The organism is Pedobacter psychrophilus (genome assembly GCF_001652725.1).
In the GTDB taxonomy this organism is placed as follows: Bacteria; Bacteroidota; Bacteroidia; order Sphingobacteriales; family Sphingobacteriaceae; genus Pseudopedobacter; species Pseudopedobacter psychrophilus.
The window spans coordinates 258,526-271,914 of the sequence record NZ_LWHJ01000030.1; the positions used below are offsets into that span (position 1 = coordinate 258,526).

A 13,389-nucleotide genomic window follows, 5' to 3' on the forward strand; every position below is an offset into this window, starting at 1 on the left:
CAATTATTTAAAAATCAAAGAGGACAATAACAATGTTTTTTGTCTCATTAAAATAGCTTTTATTTTTTTTAATGTCTCTAAAAGATGAAATATTGGGTATTTTTTCAAAATGTTTTTTTTGAAAATGTGTGTTTGAATATTTGAAGTTGGCTTTATATTTAGATGCCAATCACGATTAATACCAACTTGTTGATCGTCATGTATTCTGTATTTAATAAGATTTAAATCTAGATATCTAAGACCTCCGTTCAAAGTTGCATTTAAAGATATCCATGCATCATGCCAATATGCATTAGGTAATTCAAATGGGAAAATTACAGATATTAGATCTCTTTTAAAAGCTAACGTAGCACCAGTTGCATAATTTATATTATTTAGTAAATCATGAAATACGTTAAACTTACTTCTCCATCTTTTTTGTACGTCCAAATTGAAACCCCATTTTCCCCAAATATCTCCTTGTAATATTTCTCCTTTACCATCAATCAAAAAAGCGTTTGTAAATATAAGTTTGACTTTAGGATTACTAGAAAATTCACTTAAAATAATTTTAACCTTATTGGGTTGCCAAATGTCGTCTTGATCGCTTAAAAATATTGTCTCATTTTTTGTAAGCTTAATTGCTTGTTCAAAATTTTTAATAGCGCCTAATTTTTCTGGATTCTTAAAAACTGAAACGATTTCAGGATACTTTAAGAAATAATCATCTAAAATAGCTGAAGTGTTATCTGTAGAACAATCATCGCAAATAATTATTTCATCAGGTACTATTGTCTGATTCAAAATAGAATCTAATTGTTTAGTTATATATTTAGAACCATTATATGTACATAAAGCAACTGAAGTTTTGATTAAATTCATAGCTTAAACTAATTCTAAAAAAAAAATATAGTATTGTGAAATTCTACTATTATTTAATTTGAAATATTTAAATTATTTAGTTATTATATTAAGAAAATTTCTAGCTTGTTTGGCTAAGGTATAATTTGAAATTACTCGTTCATAAAGGTACTTTCCCATTTGAACTCTTTCAATGTTATCATTTGATAAACTTCTAATTCTACAGCAGAATTTAGTCACATCTAAATAAGGAATTTGAAATCTTTTATCAAAATTCACAATTTCTAAAGGTCCTCCAGAATTTTCAAAACACAAAATAGGTTTTTTTAGTAATCCTGCCTCTATTGTTACTAGTGAAAATGATTCTTCTCTGGAAAGAATCAATAGAATGTCAGCAATATTTATATAATCAATAGAATTAAATACGTTAAAAATAAATGAAACATTTTGAAGTAAATTTAGCTTTTCTAAATCAAAAATCATCTGCTTGTATGCAATAGCTTTTGAATCACCACCTAACCAAATAAAATGAATCTCTTGGTTTGTCTTAGATAATTGGTACACTATCTGAACAAAGATATCTGTTCCTTTATGCCAGGTCATATATCCACAACACATTATTATAAATTTATCCTTTGGAATATTATTGTTTTTTTTAATGAACTCCTTAGATAAAGCAACTTTCTCAACATCGTTTATACACCCATTCAGCATATGTATAGGTTTGTTCAATTGAAAATTCTTTGTTAGCATATTTTTAACAAAGTATGAAACAGCTATTAGTTCATCTGATTGTTCAAAGTTGTATTTTACTAATTTACTTTGATTGAACGATTTCAGAAACTTATATCCTTCGTGTACATAGGTTATTGTTTTACACTTAAAACAATTTTGCAATAACTTTAAATATTCGCCATTAACAGAGGTATTACTAATTATAAGGTTAACGCGATAATTATTTTTTAATTTACTAGCAAATTTATCTGCTAGTCTATCATAATCTGGAAGCAACTTTACCAATATTTTAGAAATCACACGGTTCAACACTCCAGTATTATGCTTATGAACAATATCATTCCATATATATACAGGTCCTATCATTTCAAATTCCTTATATAATGGTCCGTTACTTCCTAAAATCACAATAAATTGTAACTCTGTCTTACTTTTTAACCAATTTAAATACCGCAAAATCAATATTGGAGCACCAGTTCTGCTAGCATCTGGAGATACAACAGCAATAACGTCTTTCTTAATCTTAATCAAAATATTTTTTTAAAAATATGTTGAAATTAGATATATTATTAATTTTATTCAATTCCCAAAGTCCTAAGCTCTTATCCTTATAAATTCCATCATTTTCAGTACAATTCTCATTTATTAAGAATAAAGGTTCTGGAAAATTAAATGGTGCTTTTTGTAAATTTAATGGTCTCCATTCGCCATCAGTAATATCAATATTGTTTTTCCTGTTTGTAAAAGTTGTAGTCAATAAATATTTGATTCCTGCTTTTTTATAATTTTTAAGAACCTTTTTAATGTTTTTAAAACTTAAATGTACTAAACAGTCTCTTGTTAAAATTAAATCTGCTTTAGGTAATTTATTTAATGTTAGGTCTGATAAATGAAAAGATTTTACCTCATTAGCATAATTTTCAATATTTAAATCAATTATTTCTTGTACTATATCATGTCCTTCATATTTTATTAATATATTATCTAGTTCATCTCCTATAAGTTTCATCCAAAAAAAATCCCCACATGGTGCATCAATCATAAATCCAATCCCATATTTTTTTAGCAATAAAGGAATTTCTTTTCTAATAATTTCAGTTTGTATGAGATTAGAACCGCCACCAGAAATGGAATCTGAATCTCCCCAATGATTTTCATCTTTTATTTTAGTAAAAACGGTCTTTAATTTATCTGTCATTATTATTAATTAAAACTTGAACTGATCATTTATTTTCAATTTGGGATATCTTATCAATCCTATTTTAGAAAGTAAACGATGCACTTTTGATTTTTTAAAATCGTCGAAAAAAGATTTCAGCTGTTCTAGTTGCATGTAGTCATGTATTATATTTGGGAACTCTTCAACAAAGACTTTTACCTGTTCTTCCCTAATTAACGTCATATTCTCAAAATTTGAACTTATTCCGTCTAATTGATATTCTGACAATGTAATATCTATAAATTTATAGCTACAATTATTTTTGCAAATCATTAAAAGGAAGAATTTCCAATCTGAGGATATTTTTAAACTTTCATCATACATTCCATAAGTATCAAATAGTTGTTTTCTGATAAAAGTTGCAGGATGCGGAAGACTAAAATAAATAAAGTATTCAAAAGAAAGTTTCTTAGGATAACTTAAAACAGTTACAATTCCATCCTTATCAATACATGAAAGATTACCGTAAATAATATCAATAATTTTAAAATTGGGGTTTAAAAAAACAGAAGCAATGCTTTCGTTACTTGTAAAAATATCACCTGAATTTAAAAACAATAAATAATCTCCTGTAGATTTAGCAATACCTTTATTCATAGCTGCGTAAATCCCATTATCCTTTTCACTAATCCAATAATTTATCTTACTTTTATATTTATCAATAATCTCTGCACTACCATCTATACTCCCTCCGTCTATAATAATATATTCTATATTAATATAATCTTGGCAGGTGACACTTTTTATAGTTCTTTCTAAGCCAATTTTATTATTGTAATTAATAGTAATAATGGATATTTTCATTAAAAACTACATTTCTTTATATAATCTCATATTCTATCTTTGATTATCTGGCTTTGGATTAGTGAATGATAAATATTTAAATAACTATTAATCACTTTAAGGTTTCCAAAATTATTAAGCGCATAGTTGCGAATTTTTTTAGGATCAAAAGTCTCTTTAATCCTTAAAAACTTCGTTATAGCTTTAGCCAATGCGATAGAACTGATATCTTTGGCTAGTATTCCAGTTACACCTTCTAATATGTGTTCTTGGATTCCACCAACAGGTAAACCAATGATAGGAGTACCGCAACTGACCGATTCTAATACGACATTTGGTAAATTATCTTCTCTACTTGGTATAATGAATGCATCAGCAACCGAATAATATTCACTTAATAAATGGTTATCTGTAATAGTCCCTGTAAATCTTACCTTTAGATTAGAAATATCAAAAATTGACTCTTCACCAATAACAATAACCGTAATGTTATTTTCAATAACAGTTTTTAGAGCGTCTATTAAAAGATCAAACCCTTTCCTAAAAACACCGACTGACTGGCAAGCAAAGAGAAAAACCGTTTCTGTCTCAGGAATATTAAATTTATTCCTAACTAATTTTCTGCTTATTTTTTGAAAAACATGAAAATCAATAGTGTAAGGAATTGTAGCGACTTCTAGTCGATTCAATACTTTAGCGTTTTTTGCTGTCTTATACAACCATTTTGAAGGACAAACAATTTTAATAGTTGTATTACAAGATTTAATACTTTTTGCTTTAATTTTGTATGATAAAAGGTCTATTTTTCCAAAATTAAATCTATTTCTTTGCTCGTCTTGCTTATAATGAAAAATTCCTTGAAAAGGATTCATATCGTGAAAAGTCCACACAATAGGTTTTTTTACATTTTGAAAAAAACTTGGATAGTCTAACAACCCTGCTATCCAATGCAAATGAATGATGTCTGCAGATTTGACCAATAGGTTATTTAATACATCAAAATTGCTATAAGGTGTAGAACTATATTCACATTCAAGAAAACCTTGTGCATTATTATATTGTTTGAGAAAAATAGTTCTTTGATTAAAATATTCTAAAAAAATACGTTTGATTTTTTGAAATATTCTAGAAATCAAATTTCTCGCATATTGGTTTACAACCTCCTCTATTTTTGATACTTTTTTACCATTATTAATTTCATCGCAACAAAGGAAATTAGAATCTATTCCTTCAGCTAACATTGCTTCATGAATTCTAAATGCAGCAGTTCCAGCGCCCCCTTTTAATGAAGTGCAGATGTGAACAATTTTCAAATCTTCTCCTCCATCATTCTCTTATTCCATGATAATTCGACATAAATCCAAATACAAGTGTAAGGATTAATTTGGCTGGATTTGATAAAAGTGCTACTGCTCTAAAACAAGATGCTAATACAACACTTTTAACTAAAATCAAAGACTCTCTCATTTTTTTGAGGTAGATTATCTTCTGCATTGAATTTTATAGTAATTGAATATATTTCTTTAAGAATCTCCGTTACTTAATATTTATAACAATATTTTTAAAAGATTTAGTAATTATTATTAATTGAGTTTCATTGTAAAATTTCATTTTATAGCTTCTATAAATAAAGAGTCAGGTTTAAAAATGATATTATCCTTACTGTCTAATTGATATTTGTTCCAATTTGATATTTTGCTATCAAATGCTGTTTTAACTTCTATATTTTTGAATCCAATGTCTCTAAGTAATTTAGATAAAGAATATTTGTCATACATCCATTGATGAATTTCACCACCTAAGCGGAATTCCCCTAATTTTCTGAATGAATTATGTTTTTCAAAAAAATTAACTTCCTCCTTAAAAAGTATATTTTTTAATTTATATTTCAAAATATTCTTTATTTTTCTAAAATATTTTTTGTCACTCTTATTTAAAGTTAACGGCAGTATTTTTTTAGTTTTATCAAAATCATTGAGGTGTAATTTTCTTAAGTTTTTTGCTTCTTCACCAAGTCTTTCAAAAACGTAATTCTCATTTGGCAGCGTATCCTGATAAATGTAAGTTGCCATATCACCACCACTTTTGGTTCTTACTATTTGATCAAACAATTCTAGCATTATCCATTCGTAATTTAGTTGAGCCTGCAAATCACCTTCTATTGAAAGCTTTAAATTTTTAATATATTCTTTAACTATTCTCTCAAGATCTGGAACAGCTATTCTTATTACCCCTTTAAATTTAAGAACTCGATAACATTCCTTTAAAAATTCCTTTCCATCATTTTTGTTAAAATGTTCTAAAACATGAGAATGATACACTCCTTCGAAACTTTCATTTTTATAAGGAATTCCTTGTAATAAATTATGCGTTATTACATCAAGAGAATTACTCACAAAATCAACATTTGTCCAAGAATTATGATAACGTGAGCCGCAGCCAAGATTAAGAAGTTTCATTATTTATAAGCAAAAATATTTAACTGTAAATCCATCCCACTATGTTTTGTAATATTTATAAATGGATGCGGAGAAAATAATCCAATATGTTGTATTTGATATCTAAAACCTGCATTTTTTAATATATTTAATAATTTGTCCAAAGATTGATTTTGGTCGGTAAAAGAATGATACTCTACAAATAGATTTTTTACATTATGCAGCAAATCCTCACAATCTTGTAAAACGATTGTTTCTGCTCCTTCAATATCGATTTTAAGTAAATCTACCTTGCGCTGTAAATAGCCCCTTAAACTTGTAGTTTCTATTTCTACAAGTTTTTCATTTTCGTTTTCAATAGCAATTCTTCCACCATCTGCGCCTTCGGAATAAAATTTTAAAGTAGTTTCAGTATTCCAAAGCGCTTTTTTAATTAATGTTACATTACTCAAACTAAAAGTTTCCACATTAGTTTTTAATGCTTTAAAAACTTTATTGTCTGGTTCAAAGGCAACAATCTCAGCCTCTGTGTATAGCATTTTAAAGTAAATTACACTTAATCCAATATTTGCACCCGCATCAATAATGTAAGGATTAGAATTATCTGCTTTAAATTTGTAAATCTCTTTATTAAATAACTCATCTTGAATAAATAATAATGATGCACTGTCAATAAAAGAAATTGTCTTATGTAATAAATTACTTTCTCCAATAGTGTATCTAGGAATTAATTTTAATCTTTTAAGCTCCTCTTGATATTGAAAGGCTATATTATATTTAGGATATTTCTTTAAACGGTATTGATGTTTTAAACTTTTAGGTATAACTACTGATATATTATTTCTAATAAATTTTATGAGGCTTATTTTTTTTGTATTTCTTTCTTTGTATAAAGAATTATTAAACATCCTCATGCTTGCTCTTGCATTTTTGTTTTCTTCTAAAGGAATCTTCTTTACAGTTACAAATTTTGCTAATTTCCTCCAATTAAAATAATTGTTAGAAATACAGTTTTCTCCTAAACCATCATGTCCGATGTTTTGAACAAGAGAGGGATAAGGGTGTAGTGAAAAGCCTTTTTCTAAAAATAAACTCGCATACCAACGTACTGCCCAAGTCTTCATTGTGCCGTTTGCATTTGCTTCTAGATGACTGTAAAACCCATAAGTATCTTCCACATTAAATTTGTGAATAAGATTTTGTTTTTCTATTAACGATAATGTTTTAGAAGCATTATTATTAAAGTAGATCCAAGCCCTCTTCCATGTAGCCCAACCCCAACAAGAAGTTGTATTATAAAAAAAAGTTTCCGGTAATTTCTTTTTCACAGGAAACATGTATCCGGAAATATGCATAACCTTTTCTTCGTTCTCATACAAGTATAAAGCATCGTTCATATATTTTAGAAAACCTACCGAGGTGACTAAATCATCTTCTAGAACAATTATTTTACCGCATTTGTTAACAATTTCGGTAACGCCGTCAACAATATTGTCAGCAAGACCATAATTCTTTTCTCTTTCAATGATATGAACTTCTTTACACCATTTCTTTTTTCTAATAACAGCTCTTGTTTTTTCAATTAATGAAATTTGCGCCTCATCAGAATCTGTTTTCATTCCATCTGCATAGATATATAGCGTAGATTCATTTGCCAACTCATTAGCCATTAAAGCTTCTAAAGTTTGCTCTGTATGCCATGGACGATTGTATACAAATAGTATGATAGGAGCTAAAGTCTTTGATTTTATGAAAACCATCTCATATTAAGTCTAGATGCTTTATTTGAATGCTCGGTATAATAATCTGCCTTACTATTTAATGGCATTTCCCCCTTTTTAGTATAAAACATTTTTTTTATGGACATTTTTAAACTAATTGGCAGAGGTTCGAGGATATAATCTTTTTTATTTAATTCTTTATAAAGAGAAAGAAAATCTTGAACATCTAAAGCTAATCCTTTAAAGTGTTCAATGCCAGCTATGATAAGTTCATTTGCATGATTTTGTTTAAAAGCTTTGGACAGGCCTAATCTATTGCTTTGTGTATGAACATACCCCATTAATGCTCTTCCGTAGTAGAATTTAGATAGATTTCCGCTTCTTTGCTCTGGTTGTACCGTTACAGCTCCCCAAATTTTAGAAGTTTGGTAAACTGTATTTATTTTAACTGGAGTAATACATGCCATTCTTATCCAAAAATCGGTGTCCGCAACCATATCGACTGTCGAATCTAAATAGTTAATCTCTTTAGCCCGCAGAAGTGAAAAAAAGGTAGCTCCCTGACTGAAATGATCTCTTAAAGTATAAATATTTTCTAAGGGCACATATTTTTCAATTCTTTCTTGAGTAGCTAATAATTCTAAATCTTCGTTTACTACTAAAGATGCTCCAGCTATGATATTTAAGTCTTTATTATTATTATTATATATATTGTTAGCATCTTTAAAAACACAGTTTTGTGCAAAAAAATCATCAGAACTTTGTATTACTCCCAATGTACCGGATGCAATATTTAAAGCCTTGTTAACAGCATCCGCAAAACCTTTATCCTTTTCAGAACTAAAAATTATTCTATTATCTAAGGCTGCATATTTCTCACATATAAAAATAGTACTATCTGTTGAAGCGCCATCTTGGATAATTAATTCCCAATTATGATAATCTTGTTGGATTACGCTTTTTATACAATTTTCGATATAATCGCCTTGATTGTAAGAGGGAACTATTACCGTGATTTTAGTTTCTTCTTTCATTCTAGATTTCTTCTTTTAATTTTATTAGCTAAAGACATAGCAGCTTCAATTGCTTTATCCATATTATAATATTCCCATTCTGCAAACCGACCTAGTAAATAAATATGTTTAGTTTCTAAGATTTTTTTTATGCGATTCATCAAACTTTTTGTTTTATGATCTTGAATAACATAAGAATTTTGTTCATAATTCCACGATAATGGCTTTAAATTACCAGGTAAACTTATTAGTTCTTTAATCATTTCTTCATAAGATATTTTACCTGAAAATTCAACAACACAGGTTTTTCTAGATGATCCTCTATTATTACTATCACTGAAGTTTCCAGTATAAATAATTCTATGTGCTTTAGTGAATGGCTCTGGTATATATAACCATGAAATTTCTGTATTATCTGTTTCACAGAAAAGATTAGATGTACCATTTGATTTTAAAGCTTTTAGCTCTTCTAAATCTATACCTCCACTAATTAATAAATTGTCAATTTCTATTGGAAGGCGTCTTATGTCTCCAGTGTAAATTAGTTTGTCAAAAAAAAATTCCCCATTAATACATATTAAATTATCTTGAAACTCGATGTCTTCTATCTTAAAATTTTCAGTGATGTTTAAGCCTTGGGATAACCTATTTACAATGAATTGCGATCCCTCATTTTTTGGATAATAAAAGCTAGAATGTACCATTGTATCCTCCTCTTCCCTTAATATATTACTTTTAATGATTTCAGAAAAATTTGGCATAGGTAATTTGCCTTCAAGCCATTCCATGGAGACATCTTTCAAGTCAGTTTTCCATAATTTAGTATTATAGGGTTTAAAATAGATTTCAAAAAGCGTATTTCCAAAATTACCAATTAAAAAATCTTCAAAATTATTGTAGTCTTTTGGTGCGACAAGCTTGTTTTTTGATATTTCAATTTGCTCATCTATTATTTGGTTGATAAGCGTCTTGTCCAATGTGTAAACATAATTTTCAATAGGATAACCTATGATTTGCTTATTAAAAAATACTTTGGCATTTCTTTTGGCAGTGATAAATTCTTCATCCTTATCAAAAAAAGACCAAAACCAATTAAAAACCTTTTCATTTTTGGCATTAAAAACATGTCCTCCTACTTTATGAAACAAACAATCATTTACTCTTTCACATTTAATCAATCCACCTATTTTATTTTTAATTTCTAAAACGGAGACATTATTTTCCTCTGATAAAAAATGAGCTATGCTTAAACCTGATATTCCAGAACCTAATACGGCAATTTTCATTAGTATTTAAAATTTCAACCTATTATTTATCATCAAACTTTCAAGACCATTTAATTCACCCATAAAATTTTTTTGATAATTTAAATTAATGTTTGGATTAGCATTCATGATATATTTTTTGCCATAAAATAAATTTACATGATTGCTTTGTGTATCAAAAAGGTCTGAAAAATCTCTACCAGTTGCTTCACAAATTTTATCAATCATATTTTTGCAGTCTAAATTAGATTTATAATCTGCTACGTAAGGTCCTGAATGAAAAGAATTATTTACACCAATGCTATTTAAACTTATAGCTTTATATTGGAAAACATGGAATGAAATTAAATAAATTAATATTTGAGCACTTGCCCAACCAGATACGATAGTGTCATAAGGAAGCAAACGCTCTGCAGCATAATTACTAAAAAGAGTAAATTGAGCGTCAAACCATCCTAATGGCCTAAAAAACGATCCATTCCTCAAAAATGCTCTATCTAAAGACTGATTGATTAAATTATTAAGATTTCTAACACTTAGAATTTCAGGCTTGTTTTTTTTAATAATTGAATTTAGCTCATTAAAAAAAAAAGACGAATCACAATTCTTATAACAATTGATTGTCTCTTTGCCTATATATTTTTGATAAGCGAGATGTAAATAGGGGTATATAGCAAATTTAGCTTTAAAAAACTCTAAGTCATCATCAATAAATAAATAATAGTCATATTTTCCCTTTACTTCTTCCCAAAGCCTATTTCTTCCATCCGACCAAGTAGAGGAAGGTAAGAAATCAATAGCTTTTCTGTTCTTCTCTTTGAAAGTGACAAAAAATAGATCATAACCTTTAAAAAATGTTTTATAAAAATCAGAAAGATCTACCGCAGTTTGCGTTAATATACAAATTTTCATATTAGACAATTTGATATTCCCAATTAGATTTTGGCCTTGTGCCTAATTCGGGATTTTCACTGAGTTGTATTGAGTCTATTGTTGAGATAACCTCGAATTTAAGTGCTGTTGGTAAATAGTCATAAGATCCTTTAAAAGCCAAAGGCCTAATACCTATTGATAAGGTATATTGCCCAGGTGCAAGTGCAATTTGAGGTATATTTACAATTGCTGTTATATTTTTTCCTGCCTTTATGGAAGTTGGTTGAGTCAAATTTTCAACTGTAATGAGTCTTACTGCTGTCAGAGTGTTTATGCCTATTCCAATTACTATATTCTCAATATCAACTAAAGCTTCTATTGTAATCAGAATTTTTAAATCGTCAAGATTATTTATTGTTGTATTTAAAATTTCAGCCTTTCTGATTTTTCCTTTTTTATTATTAAGAATTTCTTCTTCTGTAAAGCTAGGAAGGGTGATTATGCTATCAAGTGATAATTCATTTTCTCCAAGATAAATTTCCGTTGCTTTGTTAATACTTCCAATAAATTTTTGAGTTCCATTTGCAAGTATAATTCCACTTTTGCACAGGTTTAATACTGAAGCCATGTTATGGCTCACAAATAAAACTGTCCTTCCCTCTCCCTTATTTACATCGCCCATTTTACCCAAACATTTCTTCTGAAATTCCGCATCACCTACAGCCAATACTTCATCAATAATTAAAATTTCAGATTCTAAATGAGCAGCCACAGCAAATGCTAAGCGCACATACATCCCGCTGCTGTAGCGTTTTACAGGAGTATCTATATATCGTTCTACGCCACTAAAATCTACTATTTCATCAAACTTTCGCTGTATTTCGTGTTTGCGCATCCCTAGTATGGCGCCATTTAAAAAAATATTTTCTCTTCCGCTTAGTTCAGGATGAAAGCCAGTACCTACTTCTAACAAACTGGCCACACGTCCTTTCACTTTTACGCTGCCGGTGGTAGGTCCTGTAACCCTACTTAATATTTTTAATAAAGTGCTTTTGCCCGCACCATTGCGTCCAATAATACCAACTGCATCTCCTTGTTCAATTTCAAAGTTAATGTCTTTTAAACTCCACACATATTCGCTTTCTCCTTTGGTGCTACGGTCGTTGGTGTCACCAATTTTTAAGTAAGGATTTTCTTTTCCACGTACACTATGCCACCAACGGTTAAGGTCATGAGATATAGAGCCTGTTCCTATTTCTCCTAATCGGTATTGTTTACTTAAATTCTCAACTTTTATAACACTACTCATATTAACACGAATGTTAAATTTAAGATAAAATTAACTTCTCCCCTAATGGGGAGATAAGAGAGGGGCTTTTCTACTTTAATAACTGATGCCATAGATTTGTGATGCTTGTTTAAACAATGATTGAACCTTCTCTCTATTGGAGAGATAAGATTAAGACTGATTTTCTACTTTAATTACACTAATCATCTAAAATAATCTCATTTGTTGTATTAAATCTTTATATACTTAATTTGTCTTGATTTTACAATGAATTATACTTATTCTTTCGTCTTTAAATTTATACCCATTCACTAATTCGAACTTCATTCATTCAAAATTCTCTTAAACTGTGTCCATAAATGTTTTCTCTACTCGGTTAAATATCACATAACCTAAACTCACTGAAACTAACATAAATACAACGCTATAAAAAAGGGAATAAGGTTCTACTAAACCTTTCCCAAAAATGCAGTATCTATAAGCTTCCACTAAAGAACTCAAAGGGTTTAAATCGATGATCCATTTATAACTTTTACCCTTTAAGTAAGAAAGTGGATAAATTACTGGAGTAGCGTACATTAATAATTGGATTGCGAAGCCAAGCAATACTGTAAAGTCTCTATATTTTGTAGTTAACGACGAAAATATAATCCCTAAACCTAAACTGATACCTGCAATTATTATAAGTATAGCAGGAAGGAATAATAAGTTGAGTGATATTTGAATTGGATAGCCATTAAAATGATAATATAGGAGTATGGCAATCAACAGAATAAATTGGATAGCAAATTTTACTAAATTAGACAAGATGATAGATATTGGAGTTACTATTCTTGGAAAATAAACTTTACCAAAAATACCAGCATTAGAAGTAAAAGTACTGGAAGTACCAGTAAAGCAAGACGCAAAATAACCCCAAATAGTTAAGCCAGACATATAAAACGCCGCAGGTGCAATGCCATCAGTCGGGATTTTAGCAATTTTACCGAAAACCAGCAGAAACATTATTGTTGTTAAAATAGGTTGTACCAAATGCCATAATGGACCTAAAATGGTTTGCTTAAATTGTGCTATAAAATCTCTTTTAACAAATAGCCACATCAAATCACGATAATGCCAAACCTCTTTAAATTGGAGATCAAACAATTTGTTCTTGGGCTTAATTTCTATATCCCATTCTTCTAATCCTTCAGCTGTGTTCATTTTAAAAATTT

13 protein-coding genes are annotated in these 13,389 nt (G+C 28.9%); all 13 read right to left on the bottom strand.

Features of this window, described 5'->3' with window-relative positions:
- Window positions 1–3: 3 nt before the first annotated feature.
- Entirely contained in the window at window positions 4–861 is an 858-nt protein-coding gene (locus A5893_RS14905; RefSeq protein WP_068823375.1) for a glycosyltransferase family 2 protein, read from the bottom strand.
- A gap of 72 nt (window positions 862–933) precedes the next feature.
- Complete coding sequence (locus A5893_RS14910) at window positions 934–2,106, bottom strand: glycosyltransferase family 4 protein (protein ID WP_068823376.1); 1,173 nt, start codon at window positions 2,104–2,106, stop codon at window positions 934–936.
- Window positions 2,099–2,773: a hypothetical protein gene (locus A5893_RS14915; protein WP_068823377.1), complete on the bottom strand. Its 675-nt coding sequence runs from the start codon at window positions 2,771–2,773 to the stop codon at window positions 2,099–2,101. Before A5893_RS14915 ends, A5893_RS14910 begins: the two co-directional genes overlap by 8 nt.
- 9 nt (window positions 2,774–2,782) lie before the next feature.
- On the bottom strand, window positions 2,783–3,598 hold the full coding sequence (locus tag A5893_RS14920; protein WP_068823378.1) for a glycosyltransferase family 2 protein: 816 nt from the start codon (window positions 3,596–3,598) through the stop codon (window positions 2,783–2,785).
- Window positions 3,599–3,624: 26 nt separating this feature from the next.
- Window positions 3,625–4,890 carry a glycosyltransferase gene (locus A5893_RS14925; RefSeq protein WP_068823379.1) on the bottom strand — a complete coding sequence of 422 codons (1,266 nt, stop codon included), beginning with the start codon at window positions 4,888–4,890 and terminating at the stop codon, window positions 3,625–3,627.
- A 13-nt stretch (window positions 4,891–4,903) separates the two neighbouring features.
- Window positions 4,904–5,071 (bottom strand): hypothetical protein, encoded by a 168-nt coding sequence (locus tag A5893_RS17930; protein WP_198342338.1) that lies wholly within the window; start codon window positions 5,069–5,071, stop codon window positions 4,904–4,906.
- 113 nt (window positions 5,072–5,184) lie between these two features.
- The gene (locus A5893_RS14930) at window positions 5,185–6,036 is read right to left on the bottom strand and encodes a class I SAM-dependent methyltransferase (RefSeq protein WP_068823380.1); all 852 of its coding nucleotides are present in this window, start codon (window positions 6,034–6,036) and stop codon (window positions 5,185–5,187) included.
- Complete coding sequence (locus A5893_RS17730; protein WP_157687572.1) at window positions 6,036–7,775, bottom strand: FkbM family methyltransferase; 1,740 nt, start codon at window positions 7,773–7,775, stop codon at window positions 6,036–6,038. The genes A5893_RS14930 and A5893_RS17730 overlap by 1 nt, the downstream gene beginning before the upstream one ends.
- Window positions 7,763–8,770: a glycosyltransferase gene (locus A5893_RS14940; RefSeq protein WP_068823381.1), complete on the bottom strand. Its 1,008-nt coding sequence runs from the start codon at window positions 8,768–8,770 to the stop codon at window positions 7,763–7,765. Before A5893_RS14940 ends, A5893_RS17730 begins: the two co-directional genes overlap by 13 nt.
- Window positions 8,767–10,035 (bottom strand): NAD(P)-binding protein, encoded by a 1,269-nt coding sequence (locus A5893_RS14945; protein WP_068823382.1) that lies wholly within the window; start codon window positions 10,033–10,035, stop codon window positions 8,767–8,769. Before A5893_RS14945 ends, A5893_RS14940 begins: the two co-directional genes overlap by 4 nt.
- 6 nt (window positions 10,036–10,041) lie before the next feature.
- On the bottom strand, window positions 10,042–10,926 hold the full coding sequence (locus A5893_RS14950; protein WP_068823383.1) for a hypothetical protein: 885 nt from the start codon (window positions 10,924–10,926) through the stop codon (window positions 10,042–10,044).
- 1 nt (window position 10,927) lies between these two features.
- Entirely contained in the window at window positions 10,928–12,196 is a 1,269-nt protein-coding gene (locus tag A5893_RS14955) for an ABC transporter ATP-binding protein (protein ID WP_068823384.1), read from the bottom strand.
- Between the two features lie 321 nt (window positions 12,197–12,517).
- On the bottom strand, window positions 12,518–13,378 hold the full coding sequence (locus A5893_RS14960) for an ABC transporter permease (RefSeq protein ID WP_068823385.1): 861 nt from the start codon (window positions 13,376–13,378) through the stop codon (window positions 12,518–12,520).
- Window positions 13,379–13,389: the final 11 nt, after the last annotated feature.

Coding starts and splice junctions, on each gene's coding strand:
- A5893_RS14905 (WP_068823375.1), bottom strand. CDS start 861: ATGAATTTAATCAAAACTTCAGTTGCTTTATGTACATATAATGGTTCT.
- A5893_RS14915 (WP_068823377.1), bottom strand. CDS start 2,773: ATGACAGATAAATTAAAGACCGTTTTTACTAAAATAAAAGATGAAAAT.
- A5893_RS14920 (WP_068823378.1), bottom strand. CDS start 3,598: ATGAAAATATCCATTATTACTATTAATTACAATAATAAAATTGGCTTA.
- A5893_RS17930 (WP_198342338.1), bottom strand. CDS start 5,071: ATGCAGAAGATAATCTACCTCAAAAAAATGAGAGAGTCTTTGATTTTA.
- A5893_RS14930 (WP_068823380.1), bottom strand. CDS start 6,036: ATGAAACTTCTTAATCTTGGCTGCGGCTCACGTTATCATAATTCTTGG.
- A5893_RS17730 (WP_157687572.1), bottom strand. CDS start 7,775: ATGGTTTTCATAAAATCAAAGACTTTAGCTCCTATCATACTATTTGTA.
- A5893_RS14940 (WP_068823381.1), bottom strand. CDS start 8,770: ATGAAAGAAGAAACTAAAATCACGGTAATAGTTCCCTCTTACAATCAA.
- A5893_RS14945 (WP_068823382.1), bottom strand. CDS start 10,035: ATGAAAATTGCCGTATTAGGTTCTGGAATATCAGGTTTAAGCATAGCT.
- A5893_RS14950 (WP_068823383.1), bottom strand. CDS start 10,926: ATGAAAATTTGTATATTAACGCAAACTGCGGTAGATCTTTCTGATTTT.
- A5893_RS14955 (WP_068823384.1), bottom strand. CDS start 12,196: ATGAGTAGTGTTATAAAAGTTGAGAATTTAAGTAAACAATACCGATTA.
- A5893_RS14960 (WP_068823385.1), bottom strand. CDS start 13,378: ATGAACACAGCTGAAGGATTAGAAGAATGGGATATAGAAATTAAGCCC.